The sequence below is a fragment of the Microbacterium sp. NRRL B-14842 genome, assembly GCF_050470785.1.
In genome coordinates, this window is record NZ_JBFLUM010000001.1 from 599,834 (window position 1) to 625,716 (window position 25,883).

The 25,883-nt window shown below is 69.8% G+C and carries 27 protein-coding genes and 2 tRNA genes; 17 read left to right on the top strand and 12 right to left on the bottom strand.

What is annotated here, in order from left to right; genetic code table 11:
* The first annotated feature begins 16 nt into the window (after positions 1-16).
* The 10 genes from AB1285_RS03020 (at position 17) to AB1285_RS03065 (ending at position 8,612) form a co-directional block, all read left to right on the top strand.
* Positions 17-217 (top strand): DUF4244 domain-containing protein, encoded by a 201-nt coding sequence (locus tag AB1285_RS03020; RefSeq protein WP_259951391.1) that lies wholly within the window; start codon positions 17-19, stop codon positions 215-217.
* Positions 218-279: 62 nt separating this feature from the next.
* Positions 280-573: a TadE family type IV pilus minor pilin gene (locus AB1285_RS03025; protein ID WP_268776727.1), complete on the top strand. Its 294-nt coding sequence runs from the start codon at positions 280-282 to the stop codon at positions 571-573.
* The gene (locus AB1285_RS03030; protein WP_268776728.1) at positions 573-902 is read left to right on the top strand and encodes a helicase; all 330 of its coding nucleotides are present in this window, start codon (positions 573-575) and stop codon (positions 900-902) included. The genes AB1285_RS03025 and AB1285_RS03030 overlap by 1 nt, the downstream gene beginning before the upstream one ends.
* Before the next feature lie 78 nt (positions 903-980).
* Complete coding sequence (gene topA / locus AB1285_RS03035; RefSeq protein WP_363447206.1) at positions 981-3,860, top strand: type I DNA topoisomerase; 2,880 nt, start codon at positions 981-983, stop codon at positions 3,858-3,860.
* Positions 3,857-4,486 (top strand): dTMP kinase, encoded by a 630-nt coding sequence (gene tmk / locus AB1285_RS03040; RefSeq protein ID WP_292794916.1) that lies wholly within the window; start codon positions 3,857-3,859, stop codon positions 4,484-4,486. The genes topA and tmk overlap by 4 nt, the downstream gene beginning before the upstream one ends.
* 86 nt (positions 4,487-4,572) lie before the next feature.
* Positions 4,573-5,730, top strand: coding sequence for a DNA polymerase III subunit delta' (locus tag AB1285_RS03045; RefSeq protein WP_187662107.1), 1,158 nt, complete (start codon positions 4,573-4,575; stop codon positions 5,728-5,730).
* Entirely contained in the window at positions 5,727-7,280 is a 1,554-nt protein-coding gene (locus AB1285_RS03050) for an alpha/beta hydrolase (RefSeq protein WP_292794914.1), read from the top strand. The genes AB1285_RS03045 and AB1285_RS03050 overlap by 4 nt, the downstream gene beginning before the upstream one ends.
* Before the next feature lie 69 nt (positions 7,281-7,349).
* Positions 7,350-7,422, top strand: a tRNA-Thr gene (locus AB1285_RS03055).
* A 78-nt stretch (positions 7,423-7,500) separates the two neighbouring features.
* Positions 7,501-8,082: an isochorismatase family protein gene (locus AB1285_RS03060; protein WP_187662105.1), complete on the top strand. Its 582-nt coding sequence runs from the start codon at positions 7,501-7,503 to the stop codon at positions 8,080-8,082.
* Positions 8,079-8,612, top strand: coding sequence for a DUF1697 domain-containing protein (locus AB1285_RS03065; RefSeq protein ID WP_259951396.1), 534 nt, complete (start codon positions 8,079-8,081; stop codon positions 8,610-8,612). Before AB1285_RS03060 ends, AB1285_RS03065 begins: the two co-directional genes overlap by 4 nt.
* Here the strand turns inward: AB1285_RS03065 and AB1285_RS03070 are convergent.
* The gene (locus AB1285_RS03070) at positions 8,593-8,811 is read right to left on the bottom strand and encodes a hypothetical protein (RefSeq protein WP_268776733.1); all 219 of its coding nucleotides are present in this window, start codon (positions 8,809-8,811) and stop codon (positions 8,593-8,595) included. The two genes, AB1285_RS03065 and AB1285_RS03070, sit on opposite strands and share 20 nt — an antisense overlap.
* Before the next feature lie 25 nt (positions 8,812-8,836).
* Here AB1285_RS03070 and AB1285_RS03075 point away from each other — a divergent pair, with 25 nt between their 5' ends.
* The gene (locus tag AB1285_RS03075) at positions 8,837-9,355 is read left to right on the top strand and encodes a CGNR zinc finger domain-containing protein (RefSeq protein ID WP_292794911.1); all 519 of its coding nucleotides are present in this window, start codon (positions 8,837-8,839) and stop codon (positions 9,353-9,355) included.
* 3 nt (positions 9,356-9,358) lie between these two features.
* On the opposite strand, the gene AB1285_RS03080 is transcribed toward AB1285_RS03075, so the two are convergent.
* Positions 9,359-9,904 carry a type 1 glutamine amidotransferase domain-containing protein gene (locus tag AB1285_RS03080; protein ID WP_025104283.1) on the bottom strand — a complete coding sequence of 182 codons (546 nt, stop codon included), beginning with the start codon at positions 9,902-9,904 and terminating at the stop codon, positions 9,359-9,361.
* A 157-nt stretch (positions 9,905-10,061) separates the two neighbouring features.
* On the opposite strand from AB1285_RS03080, the gene AB1285_RS03085 reads away from it, so the two are divergent.
* Entirely contained in the window at positions 10,062-10,526 is a 465-nt protein-coding gene (locus tag AB1285_RS03085; RefSeq protein ID WP_268776736.1) for a hypothetical protein, read from the top strand.
* Between the two features lie 8 nt (positions 10,527-10,534).
* Here the strand turns inward: AB1285_RS03085 and AB1285_RS03090 are convergent.
* Both AB1285_RS03090 and AB1285_RS03095 read right to left on the bottom strand, forming a co-directional pair.
* A tRNA-Lys gene (locus AB1285_RS03090) sits at positions 10,535-10,607 on the bottom strand.
* 135 nt (positions 10,608-10,742) lie between these two features.
* Positions 10,743-11,402, bottom strand: coding sequence for a fasciclin domain-containing protein (locus AB1285_RS03095; RefSeq protein ID WP_187662100.1), 660 nt, complete (start codon positions 11,400-11,402; stop codon positions 10,743-10,745).
* Positions 11,403-11,569: 167 nt separating this feature from the next.
* On the opposite strand from AB1285_RS03095, the gene AB1285_RS03100 reads away from it, so the two are divergent.
* The 5 genes from AB1285_RS03100 (at position 11,570) to AB1285_RS03120 (ending at position 16,401) form a co-directional block, all read left to right on the top strand.
* A complete protein-coding gene (locus AB1285_RS03100) occupies positions 11,570-13,282 on the top strand; it encodes a cytochrome c biogenesis protein DipZ (protein WP_370429107.1) in 1,713 nt (570 codons plus the stop codon).
* Between the two features lie 31 nt (positions 13,283-13,313).
* On the top strand, positions 13,314-13,916 hold the full coding sequence (gene sigK / locus AB1285_RS03105; RefSeq protein ID WP_187662098.1) for an ECF RNA polymerase sigma factor SigK: 603 nt from the start codon (positions 13,314-13,316) through the stop codon (positions 13,914-13,916).
* A complete protein-coding gene (locus AB1285_RS03110) occupies positions 13,913-14,686 on the top strand; it encodes an anti-sigma factor (protein ID WP_187662097.1) in 774 nt (257 codons plus the stop codon). The genes sigK and AB1285_RS03110 overlap by 4 nt, the downstream gene beginning before the upstream one ends.
* Positions 14,687-14,715: 29 nt before the next feature.
* Positions 14,716-15,345, top strand: a complete 630-nt coding sequence (locus AB1285_RS03115; protein ID WP_060923078.1) for a hypothetical protein — start codon at positions 14,716-14,718, stop codon at positions 15,343-15,345.
* A gap of 171 nt (positions 15,346-15,516) precedes the next feature.
* Positions 15,517-16,401 (top strand): aminodeoxychorismate lyase, encoded by an 885-nt coding sequence (locus tag AB1285_RS03120; RefSeq protein ID WP_292794905.1) that lies wholly within the window; start codon positions 15,517-15,519, stop codon positions 16,399-16,401.
* Positions 16,402-16,533: 132 nt separating this feature from the next.
* Here AB1285_RS03120 and AB1285_RS03125 read toward each other — a convergent pair whose 3' ends face one another.
* The 8 genes from AB1285_RS03125 to AB1285_RS03160 all read right to left on the bottom strand — a co-directional run bounded on the left by AB1285_RS03125 (position 16,534) and on the right by AB1285_RS03160 (position 25,865).
* On the bottom strand, positions 16,534-17,346 hold the full coding sequence (locus AB1285_RS03125; protein WP_268776740.1) for a hypothetical protein: 813 nt from the start codon (positions 17,344-17,346) through the stop codon (positions 16,534-16,536).
* 299 nt (positions 17,347-17,645) lie between these two features.
* Positions 17,646-18,425, bottom strand: coding sequence for a phosphate ABC transporter ATP-binding protein PstB (gene pstB / locus AB1285_RS03130; protein ID WP_025104291.1), 780 nt, complete (start codon positions 18,423-18,425; stop codon positions 17,646-17,648).
* Between the two features lie 29 nt (positions 18,426-18,454).
* Positions 18,455-19,552 carry a phosphate ABC transporter permease PstA gene (pstA, locus tag AB1285_RS03135; protein WP_292794903.1) on the bottom strand — a complete coding sequence of 366 codons (1,098 nt, stop codon included), beginning with the start codon at positions 19,550-19,552 and terminating at the stop codon, positions 18,455-18,457.
* Between the two features lies 1 nt (position 19,553).
* Complete coding sequence (pstC, locus tag AB1285_RS03140; RefSeq protein ID WP_187662094.1) at positions 19,554-20,537, bottom strand: phosphate ABC transporter permease subunit PstC; 984 nt, start codon at positions 20,535-20,537, stop codon at positions 19,554-19,556.
* Positions 20,538-20,643: 106 nt separating this feature from the next.
* Positions 20,644-21,747 (bottom strand): phosphate ABC transporter substrate-binding protein PstS, encoded by a 1,104-nt coding sequence (locus tag AB1285_RS03145; RefSeq protein WP_187662093.1) that lies wholly within the window; start codon positions 21,745-21,747, stop codon positions 20,644-20,646.
* A 237-nt stretch (positions 21,748-21,984) separates the two neighbouring features.
* Positions 21,985-22,971 carry an NUDIX hydrolase gene (locus AB1285_RS03150; protein WP_366237590.1) on the bottom strand — a complete coding sequence of 329 codons (987 nt, stop codon included), beginning with the start codon at positions 22,969-22,971 and terminating at the stop codon, positions 21,985-21,987.
* Positions 22,968-25,136, bottom strand: coding sequence for an RNA degradosome polyphosphate kinase (locus tag AB1285_RS03155; RefSeq protein ID WP_187662091.1), 2,169 nt, complete (start codon positions 25,134-25,136; stop codon positions 22,968-22,970). Before AB1285_RS03155 ends, AB1285_RS03150 begins: the two co-directional genes overlap by 4 nt.
* A gap of 45 nt (positions 25,137-25,181) precedes the next feature.
* On the bottom strand, positions 25,182-25,865 hold the full coding sequence (locus AB1285_RS03160) for a winged helix-turn-helix transcriptional regulator (RefSeq protein WP_060923071.1): 684 nt from the start codon (positions 25,863-25,865) through the stop codon (positions 25,182-25,184).
* Positions 25,866-25,883: the final 18 nt, after the last annotated feature.

Consider the following 25,883-nt stretch of genomic DNA (forward strand, 5'->3'; position numbering starts at 1 on the left):
GAAAGAGGTACCGAAGATGAATGACACCCTTCCCACCCTGAACCGACGCCGCGCCCTCGCTCTCTTCGGGGACGACACCGGCGCGGCGACCGCCGAGTACGCCATCACCACGATGGCCGCTGTCGCGTTCGCGGGACTGCTGGTGGCCATCATGCGCTCGGATGAGGTGCGGGGCATCCTCACGGGGCTTGTCCGCCGCGCCCTGACCGTGTCGTGACGGCCCCTCGCGAGCGACCGCGGGGCGGGAGCGAACGAGGCGCCGTCGCGGCGGAGCTCGCCATGGCGCTGCCCGCCGTCGTGCTGGTGCTGCTGCTCGGGGCCGGGGCTCTCGCGGCCGCGTCCCGGCAGGTGGCGCTCCAGGATGCGGCAGCGGACGCAGCCCGCCTGCTCGGACGGGGCGAGGACACGGCGACGGCTGCGCGCATCGTGCATGCGGCGGTCCCCGGCGCCGGGGCCTCGTTCGCCTCCACCGGGGACCTGGTGTGCGCCACGGCGACGCTCCGGGTCTCGGTCGGCGCCGTCATCAGCTTCCCCTTGCGCGCCTCGAGCTGCGCTCTCGATGGGGGCCGGTGATGGCGGGCTCGGCGCTCGCGGCCGCCCTCCTCGTCGTGAGCGCGACCTTGTCCGTCGGGCTCGCGGCGGTGGGCGGTGCGGCGGTCACGGCACAGCGCGCGGCGGGTGCTGCCGACGCCGCGGCACTCGCCGCGGCCGATGCCGCCAGCGGTGCCGTGGCGACGGTGGATGAGCCGTGCGCGCTCGCGGCGAGGGTCGCCGCGGCAGGCGGGGCGGCGTTGACGAGCTGTTCGCTGGAAGGGTATGTGGCGACCGTGTCTGTGGAGGCGGCGTACGCTGGACTCGCCGCCGTCTCCCGAGCCCGCGCCGGGCCACCCGAGGAATCATGACGGCGGCCTTACCCCTCGCCCGCTGTGAACGACCCCGAATAGCGGTGTGTATGGTGTGCTTCGAAGAAAGGACGCCCCTTGGCTGAAGGCAAGAAGCTCGTCATCGTCGAGTCCCCGACGAAGATGCGGTCTATTCAGGGATACCTCGGCGACGGTTACGAGGTGCTCAGCTCCGTCGGCCACATCCGCGATCTCGCCGACAAGAAGGACATCCCGGCCGAGGACAAGAAGGCGTACGGCAAGTACTCCATCGACATCGACAACGGCTTCGACCCCTACTACGTGGTGTCGGACCGCAAGACCAAGACGGTCGCCGAACTCAAGCGCGCGCTCAAGCACGCCGACGAGGTCCTGCTCGCGACTGATGAGGATCGCGAGGGCGAGGCGATCGCCTGGCACCTGCTGGAGACGCTGAAGCCGAAGGTGCCGGTCAAGCGCATGGTGTTCCACGAGATCACCAAGGACGCGATCCAGGCCGCGGTCGGCAACACCCGCGAGCTCGACCATGCCCTCGTCGACGCGCAGGAGACCCGGCGCATCCTCGACCGCCTCTACGGGTGGGACGTCTCGCCCGTGCTCTGGTACAAGGTCAAGACGGGGATCTCCGCCGGCCGGGTGCAGTCCGCCGCGACGCGCCTCATCGTCGACCGTGAGCGCGAGCGCATGGCCTTCGTGTCCGCGGAGTACTGGGACGTGGATGCCGACGCCGCGGCGACCGGCACCTCCTTCCGCATCCGCCTCGTGCGCGTGGACGGCGGACAGCTCGCCCGGGGGTCCGACTTCGACGACACCGGGAAGCTCAAGAAGGCGGTCGTCGTCCTCGACGAGGCCAAGGCGGCTGCCCTGGCGCGAGCCGTCGACGCCGCGGGGGCGGGAACCGTCACCAAGGTCGAGGCCAAGCCCGGCACCCGCAGCCCGTATGCACCGTTCACGACCTCCACCATGCAGCAGGAGGCGGGCCGCAAGCTCTCGATGAGTGCGAAGCAGGCGATGAGCGTCGCCCAGCGCCTCTACGAGAAGGGGTACATCACCTATATGCGTACCGACTCCACGGCGCTGAGCACCCAGGCGGTGCAGGCGGCGCGGAGCCAGGCCGTGGCTCTCTACGGCGACAGCGCGGTGCCCCTGAAGCCGCGCGTGTACAAGTCGAAGAGCAAGAACGCCCAGGAGGCGCACGAGGCGATCCGTCCCTCGGGGGAGAACTTCCGCACGCCGTCCTCGCTGTCGGGCGAGCTCGACCGCGAGGAGCAGCGGCTCTACGACCTCATCTGGAAGCGCACCGTCGCCAGCCAGATGTCGGACGCGAAGTACGAGACGACGACCGTCACCATCGCGGTCGAGGCGGACGGCCAGACCGCCGAGTTCACTGCCTCGGGCACCGTCTACACCTTCAAGGGCTTCCTGGAGGCGTACGAAGAGGGGCGTGACGAGAAGCGCAGCGACGCGGACGCCGCCGAGAACCAGTCCCTGCCCGCGGTCTCCGTCGGGGATGAGCTGGCCGTGTCCGCCGCGGAGGCGAAGGGGCACCGCACCACGCCGAAGCCGCGCTACACCGAGGCCTCGCTGGTGAAGGTGCTCGAGGAGAAGGGCATCGGCCGTCCGTCGACCTTCGCCACGATCCCGGAGACCATCCTCGATCGCGGGTATGCGGTCAAGCGCGGTCAGGCCCTCGTGCCGACATGGCTCGCGTTCAGCGTGGTGCGTCTGCTCGAGGAGCACTTCGCCGAGCTCGTCGACTACGACTTCACCGCCGCGCTGGAGGACGATCTCGACACCATCGCACGCGGCGAGCAGAACCGCGTGGAGTGGCTCAAGTCGTTCTACTTCGGCTCCGACTCGCACGTGGGGCTCCGACAGGTCGTCGACAACCTCGGGGAGATCGACGCCCGGGCGCTGAACTCGACGCGGATCACCGACACCGCGACTCTCCGCTTCGGCAAGTACGGTCCCTATCTCGAGGTGGCGGACCCGAAGGATCCGGAGGCCAAGCCGCGGATCGTCAACGTCCCCGAAGACCTCGCGCCCGACGAGCTCACGCCGGAGAAGGCCCAGGAGCTCATCGATGCGCCGGTCGCCGGTGACCGCGTCCTCGGCGTGAACCCGGAGAACGGCAAGGTCGTCGTCGTCAAGGACGGCCGCTTCGGTCCCTACGTGCAGGAGAACGATCCGGTCTCCGACGATGCCGCCGTCGACGAGGCCACCGGTGAGGTCGTCGACCTTCGACAGGCTCAGGCACCCAGCGCGAAGGGGAAGCGCGGCGCGAAGAAGGAAGCAGCGCCCAAGCCCCGCACCGCCTCGCTGTTCCGCTCGATGTCGGTGGACACGATCGACCTCGACACCGCACTGCAGTTGCTGAGCCTGCCCCGCGTCGTCGGCGTCGACCCGGAGACGGGTGACGAGATCACCGCGCAGAACGGGCGCTTCGGTCCGTATCTGAAGAAGGGCACCGATTCCCGGTCACTGGAGAGCGAGTCGCAGATCTTCGACGTGACTCTGGAGCAGGCACTGGAGATCTACCAGCAGCCCAAGTACGGCGCCCGCCGGGCGTCGAGCGCGCTGGCCGAGTTCGACGCCGACCCGGTGAGCGGCAAGCCCATCCGCGTGCGCGACGGCCGGTTCGGGCCGTACGTCACCGATGGTGAGACGAACGTCACGATCCCGCGCGGACAGACCCCGGACGACATCACGTTCGAGATCGCCGTGCAGATGCTCGCGGACAAGCGCGCCAAGGGTCCGGCGCCCAAGCGTGGAGCGGCCAAGAAGGCACCGGCCAAGAAGGCCCCCGCGAAGAAGGCTCCAGCCAAGAAGGCTCCGGCGAAGACGGCCGCCTCCACCGCGAAGAAGTCCACGGCGAAGACGTCGACCACCTCCGCGGCCCGCTCGGCGGCGGCGAAGAAGGCGGCGGCGACCCGGGCGGCGAACGCGGCGGCGAAGGCGGCAGAGAAGGCGGACTCGTGACCGCAGGCTCCGGCCTCTGGATCACGCTGGAGGGCGGGGACGGCTCCGGGAAGACGACCCAGTCGAACCTCCTGGCCACCTGGCTGGAGCAGAGCGGTCAGACGGTCGTGCGCACCCGGGAGCCGGGAGGTTCCGAGGTCGGGCAGCTCATCCGCGACATCGTGCTCCACCACCGCGGCGACATCGCCCCGCGTGCGGAGGCGCTGCTCTACGCCGCCGACCGCGCACACCACGTCGCCACGGTCGTCCGACCCGCGCTCGCTCGCGGTGAGATCGTGCTGCAGGACCGCTACCTCGACTCCTCGGTGGCCTACCAGGGCGCCGGACGTGTTCTGAACGCCACGGAGATCCGCGACCTGTCGCTCTGGGCCGCCGAAGGGGCTCTTCCGGATCTCACCGTCCTGCTGGACCTCGATCCGGCCACCGCGCGCATGCGCCTCGATTCGGCCGACAAGCCGTTCGACCGGCTGGAGGCCGAGAAGGAGGCCTTCCACTCCCGCGTGCGCGAGGCCTATCTCGACCTGGCCCGCGCGGAGCCTGGGCGGTTCCTCGTGATCGATGCCGCGGACGCACCCGAGCGCATCGCCGACCGCATCCGCGCCCGGGTCTCCGCACTCTTCGACTGATCCTCCCCGGAGACATCCTCATCCGGACGCACGCAGAGTCGCCGCCGGGTGGTGGGAGCGTCGGCGGTGCCGATTAGGCTGAGTGCATGCCCTCGACCCTCGCCCCGCCTTTTCCATGGGCAGACGTCTGGGGGCAGGAAGCCGCCGTCGAGACGCTGCGCTCCGCCTCATCCGATCCGGCCGCACTCTCGCACGCCTGGCTGATCACCGGCCCTCCGGGGTCCGGACGGTCGACCCTCGCCTATGCCTTCGCGGCCGCGCTCATCGCCGAGGGGCCCGACGACGAGGCCACGATGCGGCAGGTCCTCGCCGGGACGCACCCCGATGTGACCGCATTGCGCACCGACAAGGTGATCATCACCATCGCCGAGGCGCGCGCCCTCGTCGAACGCTCCTACTTCGCCCCGTCCGCCGGTCGCTACCGGGTCATCGTGGTGGAAGACGCCGATCGGATGGTGGAGCGCACCTCCAACGTGCTGCTCAAGGCGCTGGAGGAGCCGCCGGAGCAGACCGTCTGGATCCTGTGCGCGCCGAGTGAGGCCGATCTCCTCCCCACGATCCGGTCGCGCGTGCGGTCGCTCCGTCTCCGCGAACCAGACGTGGCGGACGTGTCCCGCCTCATCAGCCTCCGCACGGGTGTGGACGAGGCGGTCGCCGAGCAGGCCGCCCGACACGCGCAGCGGCACATCGGCATGGCTCAGCGTCTGGCCACCGACGATGCCGCGCGGCGGCGCCGCGACGAGACGCTCCGTGCCGTGATGGGGGTGCGCGGGGTCAACGACGCCGTCGAGGTCGCCGGACGCATCATCCAAGCGGCGACGGAAGACGCCAAGGCCCTCACCGCCGAGCGGGACGCGGCGGAACGCGCCGCCCTGCTGCGCACCGTGGGGGTCGCCGAGGGGCAGGCGGTGCCTCCGGCGTTGCGCGCCCAGGTGTCGGCGCTGGAGGACGATCAGAAGAAGCGGGCCACGCGGAGTCTGCGGGACGGCATCGATCGCGTCCTCACCGACCTGCAGTCACTCTTCCGCGACGTCGTGATGCTGCAGTACGGTCGCGGAGACGACCTCATCAACCGCGAGCTGCATGCCGAACTTGCCGGGCTCGCGTCCGCATGGAGCGTGGAGCGCACGCTCGTCGTGCTCGACCACCTGGCCGAGACCCGTGAGGCGCTGGAGCGCAACGTCGCCCCGCTGCTCGCGCTCGAGAGTTTGCTCGTGACCGTCACGAGCGGGAGGAAACCGTGAAGACTCGATCCCTGCCCCGCCTCCGTCGCTCCGCGGCGCTCATCGCCGGTCTTGCCGCCGCCTCGGTCGCGCTCTCCGGGTGCCTCTACGCCATGATCCCGGAGCAGTCCTCGAAGCCGGCCGTGGAGAAGACCCCGGACACCGAGGGCGTCGCGGAGGATCTGCTTCCCTTCTACTCCCAGGGGCTGGACTGGACCGAGTGCGGTCAGGGCTTCGATTGCACCACCGTCACCGCGCCGCTCGACTGGGAAGACCCCGGAGCGGGAGAGATCGAGCTCGCCGTCGTGCGGCATCGCGCCGAGGGCGAGGCGATCGGCTCGCTGCTCACGAACCCCGGAGGACCCGGTTCCAGCGGCGTCGACCTCATCCAGGGCAGCTTGGACTACGCGGTCGGCCCGGCGCTCATCGAGAACTACGACGTGATCGGCTTCGACCCCCGCGGTGTCGGGGCCTCCACCGCCGTCACCTGCTACGACGCGAAGGAGATGGACGACTACCTCTACGGCATCCCCGCCGCGCCGCGGGGCACCCCGGAGTGGGAGTCCGAGCTGCTCGACTCCGCCCGCGCCTTCGGAGAGGCGTGCGACGCGAACAGCCAGGGGATCCTGCCGTACATCACCACGGTCAACGCCGCCCGCGACATGGACCTCCTCCGCGCCGTCCTCGGCGACAAGGAGCTCAACTACCTCGGGTACTCGTACGGCACGTTCCTCGGCGCGACCTACGCCAAGCTCTACCCGGAGAAGGCCGGACGGCTCGTGCTCGACGGGGCGATCGACCCCTCCGTGCCCGGTCTCGAGGTCGGCGCCACGCAGGCACTCGGCTTCGAGTCGGCACTGCGGGCCTACATGCAGAACTGCCTCGACTCCGGCTCGTGCCCCTTCAGCGGGACGGTCGACGAGGCGATGGCCGATCTCGGCGCCCTGCTCGCGAGCGCGGACCGCACGCCGTTGAAGAACGGCGACGGCCGGCTCATGGGCGCCGACGCCCTGATGACGGCGATCATCGCGGCGCTGTACTCGGAGGACAGCTGGGAGATCCTGACCCAGGCCCTGGACGAGGCGCTGCAGGGCGACCCGTCGACGGCCTTCCGCCTCGCCGACTTCTACAACGGTCGGGAGAACGGCACCTACATCGACAACTCGACCGAGGCCTTCCGTGCGTACAACTGCATGGACTACCCGGTCGAGGACGACCCTGCGGCCGAGGCGGCCACCGAGAAGAAGATCGCGGAGGGGGCGCCGACCATCGCTCCGTACTGGTCGGGACCCGACCCGTGCGAGGTGTGGCCGTATCCGCCCACCGGCACCCGCGAGAAGATCACCGCGGAAGGCGCGGGTCCCATCGTCGTCGTCGGCACCACCAACGATCCCGCGACCCCGTACGAGTGGTCGGAGTCGCTCGCCGACCAGCTCTCCGAGGGCGTCCTCATCACCCGTGTGGGCGAGGGGCACACCGGCTACAACAAGGGCAACGTCTGCGTGGATGACGCGGTGGAGGCCTTCCTGCTCGAAGACGTGGTGCCGGAGGACGGCCTGCGCTGCGAGTGAGCGCGCCTCGATTCGCGAGCGAGCGCGAGACAGGGTAATATCGGTGATCGCGCCGCTCACGCGTCGCACGCCGCTTTAGCTCAGTCGGCAGAGCATTTCACTCGTAATGAAAAGGTCGTCAGTTCGATTCTGACAAGCGGCTCAGGAAAACCCCCGGAACCCTCGTGGTCCCGGGGGTTTCCTCGTCTCCGGGCCCGGCCGTGGGGCGTACGCTCGGAGCATGAGCAGAGCGCTTCTCATCGTCGACGTGCAGAACGACTTCACCGAGGGCGGCGCCCTGGCCGTCCAGGGTGGTGACGCGGTGGCCGCCGCGATATCCGCCCACCTCGCGTCGCACGCCGCCGACTATGAGGTCATCGTGGCCTCCCGGGACTGGCACGACGCGGACGGCGACAACGGCGGGCACTTCTCCTCCACCCCCGACTACACCGACTCCTGGCCCGTGCACTGCGTCGCCGGCACCGCGGGGGCGGACTACGATCCGCTGCTGGTGACGGACGGCGTCACCCACCACGTGCGCAAGGGTCAGGGGCGCCCGGCGTACTCGATGTTCGAGGGCGTGTCCGACGACGGCGCGACGGTCGCCGCGGTCCTCAGCGCCGCGGGGGTCGTCACGGCGGACGTCGTCGGCATCGCCACAGACCACTGTGTCCGCGCCTCGGGACTCGACGCGATCGCCCACGGCGTCCACGTCCGCATCCTCACGGACCTGATCGCCGGAGTCGCCCCCGAATCGAGCGCCGCGGCCCTCGCCGAACTCGCGCATGCCGGTGCCGAACTCCTCGAGAGCGCGGAGGCGTGAGTCGCAGCGTCCTCCTCCTCCGCGCGGTCAACGTCAGCGGACGCAGCAGCGTACCCATGGCCCGGCTGCGGGAAGTCCTCGACGCCGAGACCGACCTGCAGGACGTCTCCACCTACATCGCCAGCGGCAACATCGTCTGCGCGACCCCGCGAGACCCGGCGGCGTCCTGCGCGACGGTGCGCGCGCTGATCGCAGCCGAGTTCGGTGTCGACACCCCGGTCATCCACCGCACGCACGCCGAGCTCGCCGACTCCGAGGCGGCCCAACCCTTCCCGGAGGGGGATCTGAAGCTGGTGCACGCGATGTTCCTCGAGGGTGCTCCGGCGGCCGGCGCCCTCGACGCCCTGCAGGGACGTCTCGTGCCGGGAGAGCGTCTCGCCCTAGTCGGGCACGATCTGTGGATCGACTACGCCGCCGGGGGAGTGCACACGACCAGACTCACGAAGGCGGTGCTCGACCGTGCGCTCGGGACTGCCGGGACGGCCCGTAACCTGCGCACCGTGCGGAAGCTCATCGCCCTGACGGCATGACCACCGCGCGGCTCAGCGCGGCCGGTGGCACCTGAGCGTGCGCGGCCAGGTCGACCCGGCGGGAATCGCAGCCGACGCAACGGACGTACATCACGACGCCCTCGCTCGTGGGATGGCGCGACTCCACGAGCCAGGCGTGCTCGTGGGCGTCGGCGGGGGAGGCGAGCCGGGGGATCGGGAGGGTGTCGGAGGAGGTCATGGGACCAGCGTGATGTAATGGTCTTATGCATCTCAACCCTTACGGCGAGTATGCAGTGCTCCTCGCCGCCTCCCTCGCGAACGACTGGCCGGAGGACCGCGCGGGGATCGAGGAGCGCACGCTCGCGTTGGGGATGACGCAGACGTTTCCGCCGGCCTCGGACGACCACGCTGAGGTGCGCGCCGTGATCGACGACTGGCTGGCCATCGTCGACGAACCGGACGCCGATGCGCGGGCCGCTCTGCTCAACGATCAGCTCGCCTCCGCTGGGGCCTATCCGCGGCTCACCAACCACGATGACGAGGGGTGGCATCTGCACTATCGCGACGACGTGCGCTCGCTGCCCTTCGTGCTGCGCGCGATCATCAACCTCGGCACCGCGCTGCACCTCGTGACGAGAGGGATGAACCGTCTCGGACGCTGCGATGCTCCGCCGTGCACGAACGTCGTCGCGGATGTGACGCGCAACGGCCGCCAGCGGTTCTGCTCCGTGAGGTGCGCGAACCGGGCGGCCGTGCGGCGCCATCGGGCGCGCGTCAGCTGAGCGTCAGGCGGTCTGCCCCGCGTGCTTGCCCTCGCCGATCTCCTCGACGAGCTTGGCGTTGAACGCCGGGAGGTCATCGGGCGTGCGACTCGACACGAGACCCTCGTCGACCACGACCTCCTCGTCCACCCAGCTCGCGCCGGCGTTGCGGAGGTCGGTCTTCAGGCTGGGGTAGCTCGTGATCGTCCGACCGTCGACGACACCGGCCTCGATGAGGATCCAGGCGCCGTGGCAGATCACGCCGACGGGCTTGTGCTGCTCAAAGAACGCACGGGCCAGGTCGATGGAGGCCTGATCCATGCGGAGGTGGTCGGCGTTCACCACGCCGCCCGGCAGCACGAGCGCGTCGAACTGGTCGGCGGAGGCGTCGGCGGCCTTCAGGTCGACAGCCTGTTCGTGTCCGTTCTTGCCGGTGATCGCGGCACCGTCCGGCGCGATGAGAGTGGCGCTCGCGCCCTCCGTCGTCACCGCCTCCCAGGGGCTCGTGAGCTCGCTGTCCTCGAAGCCGTCCGTCGCCAGGAATGCCACGCGGTTTCCGGTGAGAGTCATGGTCCGTCCTTTCGGTGGGAAGTCGCCCTGTTCCGGGGACTCCTCGACCCTCTCGCAGGGCTCCGGGCGTCGCCAGGGGGTGGCCAGCCGGAGACGACGGTGATACAGAGCGGCCGCGCTGGAGGGAAGGGCATCGGCGACTCGATACGATCCAGACATGCGCCTCCGTCCCGCTCTCCTCCTCCTGCCGGTGCTGGTCGTCCTCGCCGGCTGCACGCCGGCCCCGGAACCGACGCCGACCGCGACCTCCAGCGACACGGCGACGCCGTCGTCCTCGCCCGCCCCCACGCCGACCCCGACGCCCGCGGAGACGTCGTCGCCGCCGGCCGCCGGTGCCTTCACGAAGGTGCAGCTCGTCTCCCTCTGCACCGACAAGATCCGCACGATCTCGCCGAACGCCACGTTCTTCGCCGACATGGCGACCACCGAGTGGCTGGAACAGTCGGCGGTGTGGTTCGTGGCCGTCCCGGAGACGATCGGCGGTCAGGACAACGTCGCCGTCTGCGGCATCGGGGGGAGCCCCGACGCTCCCGACTTCGTGATGCACGGCGAGACGCTGCCGGACGGCGTCGCCGGGATCCGCGACGACCTGCTCGCCGGGAACGCCGGCGGCGACGACTGAGGATGCGGTGGGCCCCGTGGGGCTCGAACCCACGACCCGCGGATTAAAAGTCCGATGCTCTGCCAACTGAGCTAGAGGCCCGTGTTCCCAGTCTAGGGGGCGCACGACGAGGGGCCGTCGGCGCCACAGCCGCCGACGGCCCCTTCACCTGCCCCGTGTCCCTCCTGACAACCGGGGAGGCCGTGTGCCGGTCGGGTCACCGGCACCGTCCCTGGCTTACTCAGCCGGGGGCATCAGGACCGAGTCGATGAGGTACACGGTCGCGTTCGCGGTCTGCACGCCGCCGCAGATGACGTTGGCGTCGTTGACCATCCACTCGTCACCGCTGCCGGTCACCTCGAGGTCGGCGCCCTGGACGGTGGTGTGCATGCCCTCGATGTCGGACGGCTCGATCTGGCCGGGGACCACGTGGTACGTGAGGATCGAGGTCAGCAGGTCGCTGTCGGTCTTCAGGGTCTCGATCGTCGCGGCGTCGATCTTCGCGAAGGCGTCGTCGACCGGTGCGAACACGGTGAACTCGTCGCCGTTGAGCGTGTCGACGAGGTTCACGTCGGGGTTCAGCTCACCGCTGACGGCCGAGACGAGCGTCGTCAGCATCGGGTTGTTCGAGGCGGCGACCGCCACCGGGTCCTGGGACATGCCCTGGATCGAACCGGCGCCGTCCGGGACCTCTTCGGCGTACGCCGCGCAGCCGGGACCGACGAGGTTCGCGGCGGGGTCCATCTCCATCGGCGTCGACTCCGACGACTCCGGCGTCGTCGGCTCCGACGACTCCTCCGTGCTCGTCCCGCTGCCCATGGAACATGCCGAGAGCAGGAATGCGCTCGCCAGACCCAGGGTGACTGCTGCGGTGACCTTCTTCTTGGTGCTGAACATGTCGAGCTCCTTCGAAACTCCGGCCACGGCCTCTCCGTGGCGTCGAGGGCTGTTCGGAAGCCTCCGCGGATCGGATGGGAGGAATTTCGAGATTCTCCGAAATCGGATCCGATCCAATCCGTTGCGGGGGGTCGGCGCGAACAGCACCCGACAGAGACGAGGACCTCATGGACCTGATCATCATCGGCCTGCTCGGCGGGCTCATCACCGGCATCTCGCCGTGCATCCTGCCCGTGCTCCCGGTGATCTTCCTCACCGGCGGCGCCCAGTCGGCGTCGTACGAGGGGGAGGCGGTGCCGGCGAAACGCAGCCGCCCCTACTTGGTCATCGCGGGGCTCGTGCTCAGCTTCACGCTCGTGACGCTCGCCGGATCGCTTCTCCTCGGCCTGCTGAACCTGCCGCAGGACATCATCCGCTGGGTCGGCATCGCGGTGCTGGTCATCATCGGGGTGGGACTCATCGTGCCGCGGTTCCAGCACATCCTCGAGCGGCCGTTCCAGCGCTTCGGGCAGCGAGAGGTGAAGAACCGCGGTAACGGGTTCGGCGTCGGTCTCGCCCTCGGGGCGGTCTTCGTCCCGTGCGCGGGCCCTGTCCTCGCGGCCATCATCGTCGCGGGCTCCACCGGGCAGATCGGCGTCGGCACCGTGCTGCTCACCGTCTCCTTCGCGATCGGCGTCGCCGTGCCCCTGTTGGTCTTCGCGCTCGCCGGTCGCAGCGTCATCGAGCGCATCCGGGCCTTCCGCACGAAGGAACGGGTGCTCCGGATCGCCGCCGGGGTGGCGATGATCGCCCTCGCCGTGGGTCTCGTCTTCAACGTGCCGCAGGCGCTGCAGCGGCTGCTCCCGGACTACACCGCACCGCTGCAGGAGCAGATCGCCGACTCCGAGCAGGTGCAGGACGCCCTCGACCTCGGCGGCCTCGTCAACGAGGAGAACAAGGACCTCGACGAGTGCACGAACGGCGCGACGGAGCTGGAGTCCTGCGGCACGGCGCCGTCCATCAAGGGGATCCAGCAGTGGCTCAACACCCCGGACGGAGAGGCCATCGATCTGAAGGATCTGCGCGGGCAGGTCGTCCTCATCGACTTCTGGGCGTACTCCTGCATCAACTGCCAGCGCTCCATCCCGCACGTCGTGGCCTGGGATGAGACCTACCGGGACGCCGGGCTGCAGGTGATCGGCGTCCACTCGCCCGAGTACGCGTTCGAGAAGGATCCGGGGAACGTCGCCGCCGGCGCACGCGACTTCGGCATCGAGTACCCCGTCGCGCTCGACAACACGCTCTCCACCTGGACCAACTACCGCAATCGGTACTGGCCCGCGCACTACCTCATCGACGCGGAGGGCACCGTGCGCCACATCTCCTTCGGTGAGGGCAACTACGCCGCGACCGAGAAGATGATCAGGGAGCTGCTGCAGGACGCCGACCCCGACGTCGAGCTTCCCGCCGCCACGGACGTGAAGGACGAGACCCCCGAGGTGGGGGCCACGACCCGGGAGACCTTCCTCGGCTCCTCGAAGGACGTCAACTACGGCGGTGGCGACGAGTACCGCCGCGGCGACGGCAGCTTCACCTTCCCCGATGACCAGCCCGACGACAGCTTCGCGCTGGACGGGGACTGGACCGTGGACACCCAGTACGTGACGCCGACCGGAGACGACGGCCGGATCCGGCTGCAGTACCGCGCGGCCGAGGTGCGCATGGTCGTCGCGGGGTCGGGTGAGGTCGTGGTCACGGACTCCGACGGGAACGAGCAGGCGATCCGGATCGACGGAACGCCGCGTTCGTACGGCCTGCTCGAGGAGGGCGACATCGAGAAGGGCACGTTCACGCTCGAGGTCCCCACCGGCGTCGAGGTGTATTCGTTCACATTCGGGTGACGTCTGCACGGGAAGAGGGAGGAGATACGGCATGCTTATGGAGATGGTCATCGATGGGATGGACGTCCCCGAGGACGGGGCGGCGCCGCAGGATGCTGTCGCCGACCTCCTCGTCCGCGTCGCCTCCGGTGATCAGGCTGCCTTCGCCGCGCTGTACGACTCCCTCTCCTCCCGTGTGTTCGGCCTCATCCTCCGCGTGCTCGTGAACCGCGCGCAGAGCGAGGAGGTGCTGCAGGAGGTGTTCCTCGAGATCTGGCAATCCGCTTCCCGGTTCGCTCCGAACAAGGGACAGGGACGAACCTGGGTGATGACGATCGCGCATCGCCGGGCCGTGGATCGGGTGCGGGCTTCGCAGTCGAGTGCGGACCGGGACGTGCGTGCGGGCTATCGAGACCTCGGCGTCGCGCACGACAGCGTGGCGGAACGGGTCGAACTGGGGATCGAGGGAGAGCGGGTCGTCGCAGCGCTGACGGGGCTTCCCGAGGCGCAGCGGGAGGCGCTCGTCCTCGCCTACTACGGCGGTTACAGTCAGAACGAGATCGCGGCGCTCGTGGGAGCACCGCTCGGCACGATCAAGACACGGATGAGAGACGGGCTGACCCGGCTCCGCACGGCGATGGGGGTGACGGCATGAACGAGAAGGACTTCGCAGAACTCGCGGCAGGTGCCGCGCTCCACGCGCTGTCGGCGGACGACGAGCGTCGGTACCGACGCGCCCTCGCCGAGCATCCGGAGTGGGCGGCGCAGCACGACGCCGACGCCGAGGCTGCTGCTCTCCTCGCTGACGGCATGGCTCCGGTCGCTCCGCCCGCCGGCATCCGCGCGGCCCTGCTCGCCCAGATCGCCCAGACTCCGCAGGATGATGCCACGGACCCCGAGGCCGACCCGGAGGTCCCGGCGGCGGCGAGTTCGATTCCCGCCGATGAGACGGCGCCCCGCACGCCCCGACGCTGGACCCGGCTCGCGTTCGCGCTCGCCGCATGTCTCGCGCTCCTGGTGGGTGTCGGTATCGGTGCCGTCGCCCTCAACGATCAGCTGAACCGGCCGGAGAGCGTCGTCGCGCTGCAGGAGATCGAATCCGCGGGCGATGCGCAGAAGGCCACGGTGGAGCTCGACGACGGTGCGACGGCCACCGCGCACTGGTCGGGCTCGGTCGGCAAGGCCGTGCTGGTCACGGATGGGCTGCCCGAGGTCGCGGACGGGAAGACGTACGAGCTGTGGTTCGTGCGCGGAGAGGACCCGATCGCCGCCGGCGTGTTCGATGTCGACGGTGGGGAGGCCACCGCGCTCCTCGAGGGCGAGATGCAGGCCGGCGATGCCATCGCGGTGACGGTCGAGCAGGAGGGCGGATCGCCGTCCGGACTGCCCACGACCGACCCGGTGATCGTCATCCCGACGGCCTGAGAGGCCCCGGTCCGGCGTACCCTGGAGGGATGCCCGAGCAGCACCACCGTCCCGTGCGTCGACCGACGAGCGCCTTCGACAACATCGTCGGCGCCCATGACCCCGCCGAGGAGACGCGCGTCGCGCACGCCACCGCCTCCGCGCTGCTGACCCGCGTCCGCGAGGACGAGAGCGGGGCGAGCGTCGAACGGCTGATCGCCTTCACGAGCGAGCACGGCATCGACGAGATCGCGGAACTGTGGTCGAAGGCGCCGTCGCGCACCCTCCCGGGGTCGCTGTGGCGGCTGTACGTCCTCCAGCTCGCCATCCACGGCGATCCGCGCACGGCGGCCCTCCTCTACGACCGCGGGCGGGTCGAACTGCCGTCGGCCGATGCCGTGGTCGCCGGTGCACCGGTGCCGGCGAGCCCGGACGAGCTCGTGGCGCTCATCGACACGATCCTGCGCGGCGCCTTCCGCGGCGACTTCGCCGTGGCGCTGGAGCGCGCGGCGGCGTTCTGCCGCGTCCAGGCCTCCGGCGCGACGCACACCGCCGACGACTACGAGCCGACGGAGCCCGCCCGTGCCAGCGAGCTCACCACGCGGGCGCTGCGGCTGAGCAGCTATGCCCAGGACCTCGCGGCGTCGGCGGCTCTGTGGCGCACCGGAGCGCTGGCCTGACTTCGGCTCTGTCGGGACGGCATCCGGACAGAGAAAGACCGGGCCGCAAGAACGCCTCTCGGCGGAAGGCCGCTCGCAGCGGCGAAAATTGGAGCCCGGGGTTATGCGGCCCGGCCACTCCAGTGTAACGCGAGGACGCGGTGGGTATTCCCGGCGGCCTAGGCTCGTCACATGACCCGTCGCTTCGCCCTCATGATCGATCCCGTCGCCGCCGACGAGCAGCGTGACGACTACGCCGACACGTTCACGCAGGTGGACGCCGCGGCCCCCGCCCTCAGCGTCGGCGAGCTGAGCACGCAACGGGGCGATGGCGTGTTCGAGTCCATCGGCGTGATCGACGGACATGCGCAGGAGGTCGTCCCGCATCTGGAACGCCTTGCGCACTCGGCGCGACTCTGCGACCTCCCGGTGCCGAACCAGGAGCAGTGGCGTCAGGCGATCCAGCAGGCCGCAGCACAGCTCGGGGCGGGGGAGTCGGTCATCAAGCTGATCCTCAGCCGCGGCGTCGAGCACGGGCCGACGCCGACCGCGTGGGTCACGGCGGCTCCGGCGGCGGACTTCGCGGCGGTGCGGCGGAACGGCGTCAAGGTCGTCACCCTGGACCGCGGATACGACCTCGGCGCCGCGGAACGCGCCCCCTGGCTGCTGCTCGGGGCCAAGACGCTGTCCTACGCCGTGAACATGGCGGCCCTGCGCGAGGCCAAGCGCCGCGGAGCCGACGACGCGATCTTCCTGTCGAGCGACGGCTTCGTGCTGGAGGCTCCGACGGCCTCCCTCATCCTGCGCTTCGGCGACCGGTTCACGACCCCGGCCCCGAACGGCGGCATCCTGCACGGGACCACGCAGCTCAGCGTCTACGACCACCTCCTCGCGCGGGGCTTCGAAGTCGGGTACGACCGCATCCCCGCCGCCGATCTGACGCAGGCCGATGCCGCGTGGCTCGTGTCGAGTGTGCGTCTCGCCACCGCCATCACCGCGATCGACGGCGCGCCGGTTCCCGTGGACACCGCCCTCACCGACGACCTCAACACCTACCTCCTCTCCCCGCGCGACTGAGGTCCTCCCGCTCCCCGGACACAACTTCGGAGATGCCGGACGACACCCCGACACTCACCGCCCGAGACCGGCGTGTCCTCGATGATCTCCGAAGCTGTGCACGGCACAGGGCGGCAAGATGCTGGGCCGAGGTCAGGGGCGGCGACGCATGGTCTCGACGATGGCGCGCTCGACGAGGGCCCAGTCATGGAGGACCATCGCGTAGTCGAAGCGGAGCGTGGGGTGACCCCAGCCTGCAGCGGTCGCATCGCGGACCAGATCGCGGTGCCGGAGCGAGCTCTCCTCGTGGTTGGCGCGTCCGTCGGTCTCGATGATGAGCCAGCCGTCGATGAGGAGGTCCACCCGGCCCGTTCCCATCACGCCGACCTGCGTCCGCACGCGCCACCCATACCGCCGGATCCGCAGCCGCACCAGAGACTCCAGCCCGCTGTCGGCGTCGGCACGCGAGAACGCGATGAGGTCGCGTCCCTCGGCTCCGAGCCGGTCGCCGAGCCGGCGCAGCCCGACCTCGTCGATGAGTCCGAGCCGGCGGGCGGACTCCACAGCGACGAAGAACGCCTCCGGCCCTCGGCAGCCGTAGATCTGCCGGAGCACGAGGGGCACCCCCGGCTGCTCGAAGGCACTGCTCGACGTCGCAGCATCCCAGTGCGTCACGCACCGGCAGTCCTCGTGCGGATACTGGTGGCGGTCGTGGTGCATCCAGACGTGCAGGGCCGGCTCGTCGAGCACCCAGAGCCCGAGATGCCGCGCTGCGGACTCGCAGCCGAGGACCCCGCCGTGGGCGGCGGCGGTCACGACCTCCACGCAGGCGCGGTCCGTTGCGTAGACCCCGCGCCGCACCCGGAGGAGGGTGCCGCCGCGCACCTGACGCTCGATCTGCCGTCGTCCGTGCCGGGCGCGGAGCACGGCATACGTCCAGACCTGCGTCCCTCGCCCCGTGCACATCCCGCCATCATTCGCGCCGTCTCGGCCTCCCCGGCCGCGACTCGACTCGTAGCCCACCGTCTGTGGACGATCCTCCCGACTCGCGATCTGTGCAGGAGTCACGACCCGTGCACAGCTTCGGAGATCGAAGGAGACACGCCGTGGCCGGAGCCCGGGCGACGGCGTGTCGCGCGGCATCTCCGAAGTTGTGCCTGGGGAGGGGCCCGGGGACGGGGCCGGGGACAGGCCCGGGGTCGGGCGGGGGGCAGGTTCGGGCCCGGACGCGAGGCGTCCGGGCCCGAAGGTCGAAAGAGTGCGGGTCAGCCGAAGCGGCCGGAGACGTAGTCCTCGGTGGCCTGGACGGACGGGGTGGTGAAGATGCTCGTGGTGTCGTCGTACTCGATGAGCTTGCCGGGCTTCCCGGTGCCGGCGATGTTGAAGAACGCCGTCTTGTCGGAGACTCGGGACGCCTGCTGCATGTTGTGCGTGACGATCACGATCGTGAACTCGTTCTTCAGCTCGCCGATCAGCTCCTCGATCGCGTAGGTCGAGATGGGGTCGAGCGCCGAGCACGGCTCATCCATCAGCAGCACCTCGGGGGAGACGGCGATCGCGCGGGCGATGCACAGGCGCTGCTGCTGGCCGCCCGAGAGTCCGGAGCCGGGACGGTCGAGGCGGTCCTTGACCTCGTTCCACAGGTTCGCGCCGGTGAGGGACTTCTCGACGAGGTCGTCCTGCTCGCTCTTCGACATGCGCTTGTTGTTGAGCTTCACACCCGCGAGCACGTTCTCCTTGATCGACATCGTCGGGAACGGGTTCGGGCGCTGGAAAACCATGCCGACCTGGCGACGCACGAGCACGGGGTCGACACCGGCACCGTAGAGGTCCTTGCCGTCCAGGAGCACTTCGCCCTCCACACGGGCGCCGGGGATGACCTCGTGCATGCGGTTGAGGGTGCGGAGGAAGGTGGACTTGCCGCAGCCGGACGGGCCGATGAAGGCCGTGACGCTGCGCGGCTGGATGTCGAGGGAGACGCCTTCGACCGCGAGGAAGTTGCCGTAGTAGACGTTGAGGTCGTTGACTTCGATGCTCTTGGACACGTGGATTCCTATTCTGAGTGGTCGGGCGCTCAGCGGCCGTTGACCTTCGGGGCGAACAGCTTCGCGATCAGGCGCGCGAGCAGGTTCAGCACCATGACGATGAGGATGAGGGTGAGGGCGGCGGCCCAGGCGCGCGCGACGGCGGCGTCCGGGCTCGTGCCCTGGTTCATGTACTGGTTGTAGGCGAACACCGGGAGGGTCATCATCTGGCCGTCGAAGATGTTCGTGTTCAGGCTCTGCGTGAAGCCGGCGGTGAGCAGCAGCGGGGCGGTCTCGCCGATCACGCGGGAGATGGCGAGCATCACCGAGGTCATGATGCCGGCGATCGAGGTGGGCAGCACGACCTTGAGGATCGTGAGCCACTTCGGCACGCCCAGGGCGTAGGAGGCCTCGCGCAGCTCGTTCGGAACGATCCGCAGCAGCTCCTCGCTGCCTCGCACCACCACCGGGGTCATCAGCACCGCGAGCGCGAGCGCGCCCATGAAGCCCATCGAGATGCCAGGGCGGATCAGGAGCGCGAACACCGCGTAGATGAACAGACCGGCGACGATCGAGGGGATGCCGGTCATCACGTCGACGAAGAACGTGATGGCCTTGGCGATCTTGCCGCGGCCGTACTCGACGAGGTAGATCGAGGTCATCAGGCCGACCGGCACCGAGATGATCGTGGCCGTGAGCGTGATGAGGACGGTGCCCCAGATCGCGTGCACGATGCCGCCGCCGTCGCCGACGACGTTGCGCATCGAGTAGGAGAAGAACTCGGCGTCGAAGCGCTCGATGCCGTTCGCCACCACGGTCCACAGCAGCGAGATCAGCGGCAGCAGGGCGATGAGGAAGGCGGTGGCGACGAGGGCCGTCATCAGGCGGTCCACGGCCTTCCGGCGGCTCTCCGCGATGGAGGAGATCACGGTGATGATCACCATGTAGAGCAGGATGCCGACGATGACGGTGCCCGCGACGTTGAAGTCGGCGAGCGGGGTGTCGGACCCGGCGGCGGCGACGCCGAAGACCGCGGCGGACACGACGAAGGAGACGCCGAGAAGGGCCCACGGCGCCCACTTCGGAAGACGGCCGGAGGTGAGGGCGGTGGTGCTCGCGGAGGGCGGAGCGCTGGTGAGGGCGGTCATGTCAGTTCGCTCCCGAGAACTCGGCGCGGCGGGCGACGATCCAGCGCGCCACCGCATTGACCGCGAAGGTCACGACGAAGAGGATGAGGCCGGTCGCGATCAGCGTGTTCACGCCGGTGCCGTGCGCCTCCGGGAAGGCGAGCGCGATGTTGGCGGGGATCGGCGTGGGGTTGGTGGCGGTGAGCACGAGGAAGCTGACCACCGCGGAGGGGGAGAGCACCATCGTCACGGCCATGGTCTCGCCGAGTGCGCGGCCGAGGGCCAGCATCGCGGCCGACACCATGCCGCCGCGGGCGAAGGGGAGGACGGCCATGCGGACCATCTCCCAGCGGGTGGAGCCGAGGGCGAGGGCCGCCTCCTCATGGAGCTTCGGGGTCTGCAGGAAGACCTCGCGGCAGATGGCGGTCATGATCGGGATGCACATCACGGCGAGCACGAGGGCGGCGGTGAGGATGGTCTTCCCGGTCGCGGAGACCTGACCACCGAAGAACGGCACCCACGACGCGTTCTCGTTGAGCCAGACGTAGATCGGCTGCAGCATGGGCGCGAGCACGAGGCCGCCCCAGAGGCCGAAGACCACGGAGGGCACCGCGGCGAGCAGGTCGATGATGTAGCCGAGGAAGGCGGCGAGTCGGCGGTGCGCGTAGTGCGAGATGAAGAGGGCGATGCCGATCGCGATGGGCGCGGCGATCAGGAGGGCGATGAACGACGCCCAGAGCGTGCCGAAGACGAGGGGCCACACGTACACCCAGAACGACTCGCCCCGGAGGATGTGGTTGTCGGTGGTGTCGAGCTGGAAGGCCGGCAGGCTCTGGATGACGAGGAAGGCGGCGACGAGCGCCAGCACGACCAGGATGATGATGCCGGCCGCCAGCGCGGTGCCGGAGAAGACCCGGTCGCCGAGGCGCTGCTTGGCCTTGATCGGTGTGGGCGGCGCCGGGGTCGGTGCCGGTGCCGTTGTCGGCTCCTGCGCGGTCGTGCTCATGATCTCCCTGTCTCGGGCCGGGTGGAGATGGATCGGGTGCTGACCTGGCGGAGCCCCCGCGCCCGCTCGGGGACGCGGGGGCACCGTCGTCAGTGGATCGGCAGGATCAGCCGACCTGGATCAGGTCGATCGCGGCCTGGACCTGCTCGCGCAGGCCGTCCGAGATCGGGGCGCTGCCGGCGTTCTCCGCGGCGGCATCCTGGCCCTCGGCGCTCGCGACGTACGTGAAGTACTCCTTCACGAGCTCCGCGACGTTGCTGTCCTCGTACTGCTCGCAGCCGATGAGGTAGCTGACCAGGGCGATCGGGTAGGCGCCGTCCGCGGCAGCGGCCGGGTCGACGTCGAAGACGAGGTCACCCTCGCCACGGCCCTCGGCGAGCGGCGAGCCCTCGACGAGCTTCGCGGCGGCCTCGGCCGAGTAGGCGACGAAGTCCTCGCCGACGCCCACGGCGACCTGGCCGAGGCCGTCCGCCTGCGAGGCGTCGAGGAAGCCGATGGCGCCGTTGCCGGCGGTGAGAGCCTGCTTGACACCCGAGGTGCCCTGAGCAGCCTCGCCGCCCTGGATCGGCCACTCGTCCGAGACCTCGTAGGTCCAGACGTCGGGGGCCGTCGCGCTGAGGTACTTGGCGAAGGTCTCCTGCGTGCCGGAAGGGTCGGAGCGGTGCACCGGCGAGATGGCCAGGTCGGGCAGCTCGACGCCGTCGTTGAGGGCCGCGATGGCCTCGTCGTTCCAGTTGGTGATCGTGCCGGCGAAGATGCCCGCGATCGTGGCGGCGTCGAGGTTCAGCGTGTCGATGCCCTCGAGGTTGAAGGCGACCGCGACGGGGGAGATGTAGAGGGGGACCTCGACGATGTCGTCGGTGGTGCAGGCGCCGAAGCCGCCGGCGGCGATCTCCTCGTCGTTGAACGCGCGGTCGGAGCCGATGAAGTTGCTGCCGCCCTCGAGGAAGTTCTCGCGGCCGGTGCCGGAGCCGGTGGGCTCGTAGTTGACCGTCACGTCGGGGTTGGCCGTCTGGAATGCGGCGACCCAGGCCTCCTGGGCTGCGGTCTGCGAGGACGCGCCGGTCGCGTCGATCGTGCCGGAGAGCGTGGACTCCGAGGGCTCTTCGCTGGAGCCGCCGGTTCCGCCTTCGTTCGCGGCACAGCCGGCGAGGGCGAGAGCGGCGACGGCGCCGATGGCGCCGATTCGTGCGATTCGGGAGATCTTCACTGTGGATCCTTCGATCTTGGAGGGGTGGGGCCCGGTGCAGGGCACACAGTGACGCTAGGGGCGACGGTTAACGAGACTCTCCCGCGCAGGTGAACGGCAGGTGAACGGCCAGCGACTCTCTGGGGCCGATCCCCGTCGTTGTGCGGGTCCCAGGGGCGCCTCCTCCGTTCGAATCGCCCACTGTGCGCCATCCCCGGCCCGGATGCAGCCACGTGAGCGACTCGAACGAGGGAGGGGTCAGACCTTCGGCGCGTGGGTCTCGATCGAGATGATGCCGGAGCCGGGGTTCGTCGCCGAGACATGCACCACGGAGAACGCGCCGGTCTCCAGATCGGCGGCGCTGCTGACGTAGGAGCCGTGCACGGTGCCGGTCGCGAGGGCGATCTCCGAGAGGAGCGCGGGGAGCACGGGGCCGTGACTGCAGAGCACCGCGGGCTTGCCGGCACGGATGCGGCGACCGACGACGGAACGGAGGTCGGCGACGCCGTCCTCCCATGCGTCCTGGCTGATCTTCTCGGTGAGGACCGGCTTGCGGTCCAGGGCCTTGGCGAGCGGGGTGACGGTCTGCACGCAGCGCACCGCGTCGCTGGTGACGATCTTGCGCACGCCGAAAGCGCGGAGCGGTCCGACGATGGCCTTGGCCTGCCGCTTCCCGCGGTCGGTGAGCGGCCGGGCCGCGTCCGCCTTGTCCCACTCCGACCGGGGCAGGGCCTTCGCGTGCCGGAGGGCGATCACCGGGAAGGTCCGCAGCACGCCGTCGTCCACCAGCGCCGCGAACGCATCGAGGATCTCGAGGTCCACCGGGTAGCTCAGCGCGGCACGCGCCTTCTTCACGCTGACCCACTCGAGGGCGGCGATCTCGCGGTTCGGCACGAACGTCGAGGCGCGGATCGCGGCATCCGTGGCCTCGGCCGCCCAGTAGTGGACGACCTTCTGCTTGCGGGACGCGAGGTGATAGCGGCTGATCCCGACGGGGACGCCGAGTGCCACCCGGATGCCGGTCTCCTCGTGCACCTCGCGCACGGCGGTCTCCGCGAGCATCTCGCCCGGGTCGACCTTGCCCTTCGGGAGGGTGACGTCGCGGTACTTGGTGCGGTGGATGAGCAGGATGCGCAGCTTGCCGTCGACCAGACGCCACACGACGGCCCCGGCCGCGTACACGGCCTTGTCCGCCCACTTCGTGTCCGCCGCGGACGCCGGGAGCTGGACCTGCCGCGCCGTCATCGAACCGCCCGCGCCCGACGACGTCGCTGGATCATCCCCATGGTCTTATCCTGCAGGTCGACGAGCGGCTTGCCATCGGCATCCACGGCGTGGCGCTCCCACACTCCGTCGCGGCCGAGATGCCACGACGAGGTCTGGTCGTCCATCGCCAGGTCGAAGAAGGCGGTCAGCTCCTTGAGGTGCGCGGGGTCGGTGACCCGCACCAGGGCCTCGACGCGACGGTCGAGGTTGCGGTGCATCATGTCGGCACTGCCGATGTACACCTGCGGGTCGCCGTCGTTCTCGAACGTGAAGATGCGGGAGTGCTCGAGGTAGCGGCCGAGGATGCTGCGGACCGTGATGTTGTCGCTGATCCCGTCGAGATCGGTCCGCAGGCTGCAGATGCCGCGCACCCACACGTCGACCTTCACCCCGGCGGCACTGGCGCGGTACAGCGCGTCGATGATCTCCTCGTCGACCATCGAGTTGACCTTGATGCGGATGTGCGCGGGCTTTCCCGACTCGGCGATCCGGCGTTCCGCGTCGATCAGCCGGACGAGGCCCTTGCGGAGGTGGAGCGGGGCGACGAGCAGACGCTTGAACTTCTTCTCGATCGCGTAGCCGCTGAGCTCGTTGAACAGCCGCGTGAGATCCTTGCCGACCTGGGCGTCGGCGGTGAACAGCCCGAAGTCCTCGTAGATGCGGCTGGTCTTCGGGTTGTAGTTGCCGGTGCCGACGTGCGAGTAGTGCTGGAGCTTGCCGTCCTCCTCGCGGATCACGAGGGCGAGCTTGCAGTGCGTCTTGAGGCCGACCAGGCCGTACACCACGTGCACGCCGGCCTTCTCCAGCTTGCGCGCCCACACGATGTTGTTCGCCTCGTCGAATCGCGCCTTCACCTCGACGAGCGCGAGCACCTGCTTGCCTGCCTCGGCCGCGTCGATGAGGGCCTGCACGACGGGGCTGTCTCCGGAGGTCCGGTACAGCGTCTGCTTGATGGCGAGCACGTGCGGGTCGCGGGCGGCCTGCTCGAGGAACGCCTGCACGCTCGTGGTGAAGGACTCGTACGGGTGGTGCACGAGGACGTCGGACTTGCGGATCGCCTTGAAGATGTCGGCTCGGTTGCTCGACCCCGCGGGCTGGAAGGCGACGGCGGTGGTGGGCAGGTGCGGCGGGTACCGCAGGTCCGGACGGTCGATCCGCGACAGGTCGAACAGGCCGCGCAGGTCGAGGGGACCAGGGAGGCGATAGACCTCCAGGTCCGTGATGTCGAGTTCCCGGACCAGCAGGTCCATGGTGACATCGTCCATGTCATCGGTGATCTCGAGCCGGATCGGAGGGCCGAACCGACGACGCAGCAGCTCGGCTTCGAGTGCCTGGATGAGGTTCTCGCTCTCGTCCTCCTCGATCTCCACGTCCTCGTTGCGGGTGAGGCGGAACGCGTGGTGGTCGAGCACCTCCATGCCGGGGAAGAGGTCGCCGAGGTGGTTGGCGATGAGTTCCTCCAGCCGCAGGAAGCGCTTGATCTCGCCGCCGCCCGGCACCTCGACGAAGCGCGGCAGCATGGGCGGCACCTTGAGTCGCGCGAACTCCTGCCGGCCGGTCCGCGCGTTGCGGATGCGGATGGCGAGGTTCAGGGAGAGGCCGGAGATGTACGGGAACGGGTGCGCCGGGTCGACCGCGAGCGGCATCAGCACCGGGAAGACCTGCGCCCCGAAGTAGTCCGACAGCGCCCGGCGCTCGTCGTCGGTGAGATCGGACCACTCGGTGATCTCGATGCCGGAGTCGGCGAGAGCGGGACGGACGAGCGTCGTCCACGCGTCCGCGTGGCGGAGCTGGAGCGCGTGGGCCTCCCGCGAGATGTCGGCGAGGGCGTCGACGGGGGAGCGCCCGATGTTGGTCGGCACGGCGAGACCGGTCATGATGCGCCGCTTGAGTCCGGCGACACGCACCATGAAGAACTCGTCGAGGTTGCTGGCGAAGATCGCCAGGAAGTTCGCCCGCTCCAGCTCCGGCAGCGACGGATCCTCCGCGAGCTCCAGCACGCGCTGGTTGAACGCGAGCCAGCTCAGCTCGCGGTCCAGATAGCGGTGGTCGGGGAGCTGCGAGTCCGGCGCCTCGACGGCGTCGTCGAAGTCGTCGTCTTCGGCGTCACCGAGGCCGGCGTCGGCGAGTGCGGGATCGATCATGGGGTACATCTAAGCACCGGCAGGTGTCGGACGTGTGAACAGCGGTCAGCGCGAGCCGACCAGGCTGTCGTCCTCGTAGACGTTGAAGCGGTAACCGACGTTGCGCACCGTGCCGATGATCTGCTCCTGATCGCCGAGCTTGGCGCGCAGCCGCCGCACGTGCACGTCGACGGTCCTGGTACCGCCGAAGTAGTCATACCCCCACACCTCGCTCAGCAGCTGCTCACGGGTGAACACCCGCGAGGGATGGGTCGCGAGGAAGTGCAGGAGCTGGAACTCCTTGTAGGTGAGGTCGAGCGGTCGCCCGTGCAGCTTCGCCGAGTACGACTGCTCGTCGATCGTGACCCCGGAGGCCTGCACGCGCGCCGGCTCCGCGACCTCGTCCCGTCGGGCGAGCGCGAGGCGCACGCGGGCGTCGATCTCGGCGGGGCCGGCGGTGGACAGCAGCACATCGTCGATGCCCCATTCGCCCGACAGTGCGCTCATGCCGCCCTCGGTCACGACGAGCAGGAGCGGCGCATCCTGCCCGGTCGCCCGCAGCAGACGGCACAGCGACTTCGCCCCGACGAGGTCGTGACGGCCGTCGACGATCACGATGTCGTACTCCGGGGCGTTGATGAGCTGGGCCGGCTCGGCGGGGATCTGCCGCGTGCGATGACTCAGCAGCTCGAGGGCGGGCAGCACCTGCTCCGAGAGCGGAGCATTGGTCAGAACCAGCACCAGGGCCACGCGCACTCCTCACCGGCG

Bases quoted from the DNA above. Each gene is read 5' to 3' on its own strand.
- AB1285_RS03020 (WP_259951391.1), top strand. From the start codon at position 17: ATGAATGACACCCTTCCCACCCTGAACCGACGCCGCGCCCTCGCTCTC.
- AB1285_RS03025 (WP_268776727.1), top strand. From the start codon at position 280: ATGGCGCTGCCCGCCGTCGTGCTGGTGCTGCTGCTCGGGGCCGGGGCT.
- AB1285_RS03030 (WP_268776728.1), top strand. From the start codon at position 573: ATGGCGGGCTCGGCGCTCGCGGCCGCCCTCCTCGTCGTGAGCGCGACC.
- AB1285_RS03045 (WP_187662107.1), top strand. From the start codon at position 4,573: ATGCCCTCGACCCTCGCCCCGCCTTTTCCATGGGCAGACGTCTGGGGG.
- AB1285_RS03060 (WP_187662105.1), top strand. From the start codon at position 7,501: ATGAGCAGAGCGCTTCTCATCGTCGACGTGCAGAACGACTTCACCGAG.
- AB1285_RS03070 (WP_268776733.1), bottom strand. From the start codon at position 8,811: ATGACCTCCTCCGACACCCTCCCGATCCCCCGGCTCGCCTCCCCCGCC.
- AB1285_RS03075 (WP_292794911.1), top strand. From the start codon at position 8,837: ATGCATCTCAACCCTTACGGCGAGTATGCAGTGCTCCTCGCCGCCTCC.
- AB1285_RS03080 (WP_025104283.1), bottom strand. From the start codon at position 9,904: ATGACTCTCACCGGAAACCGCGTGGCATTCCTGGCGACGGACGGCTTC.
- AB1285_RS03085 (WP_268776736.1), top strand. From the start codon at position 10,062: ATGCGCCTCCGTCCCGCTCTCCTCCTCCTGCCGGTGCTGGTCGTCCTC.
- AB1285_RS03095 (WP_187662100.1), bottom strand. From the start codon at position 11,402: ATGTTCAGCACCAAGAAGAAGGTCACCGCAGCAGTCACCCTGGGTCTG.
- AB1285_RS03100 (WP_370429107.1), top strand. From the start codon at position 11,570: ATGGACCTGATCATCATCGGCCTGCTCGGCGGGCTCATCACCGGCATC.
- sigK (WP_187662098.1), top strand. From the start codon at position 13,314: ATGCTTATGGAGATGGTCATCGATGGGATGGACGTCCCCGAGGACGGG.
- AB1285_RS03110 (WP_187662097.1), top strand. From the start codon at position 13,913: ATGAACGAGAAGGACTTCGCAGAACTCGCGGCAGGTGCCGCGCTCCAC.
- AB1285_RS03115 (WP_060923078.1), top strand. From the start codon at position 14,716: ATGCCCGAGCAGCACCACCGTCCCGTGCGTCGACCGACGAGCGCCTTC.
- AB1285_RS03120 (WP_292794905.1), top strand. From the start codon at position 15,517: ATGACCCGTCGCTTCGCCCTCATGATCGATCCCGTCGCCGCCGACGAG.
- AB1285_RS03125 (WP_268776740.1), bottom strand. From the start codon at position 17,346: ATGTGCACGGGGCGAGGGACGCAGGTCTGGACGTATGCCGTGCTCCGC.
- pstA (WP_292794903.1), bottom strand. From the start codon at position 19,552: ATGACCGCCCTCACCAGCGCTCCGCCCTCCGCGAGCACCACCGCCCTC.
- pstC (WP_187662094.1), bottom strand. From the start codon at position 20,537: ATGAGCACGACCGCGCAGGAGCCGACAACGGCACCGGCACCGACCCCG.
- AB1285_RS03150 (WP_366237590.1), bottom strand. From the start codon at position 22,971: ATGACGGCGCGGCAGGTCCAGCTCCCGGCGTCCGCGGCGGACACGAAG.
- AB1285_RS03155 (WP_187662091.1), bottom strand. From the start codon at position 25,136: ATGATCGATCCCGCACTCGCCGACGCCGGCCTCGGTGACGCCGAAGAC.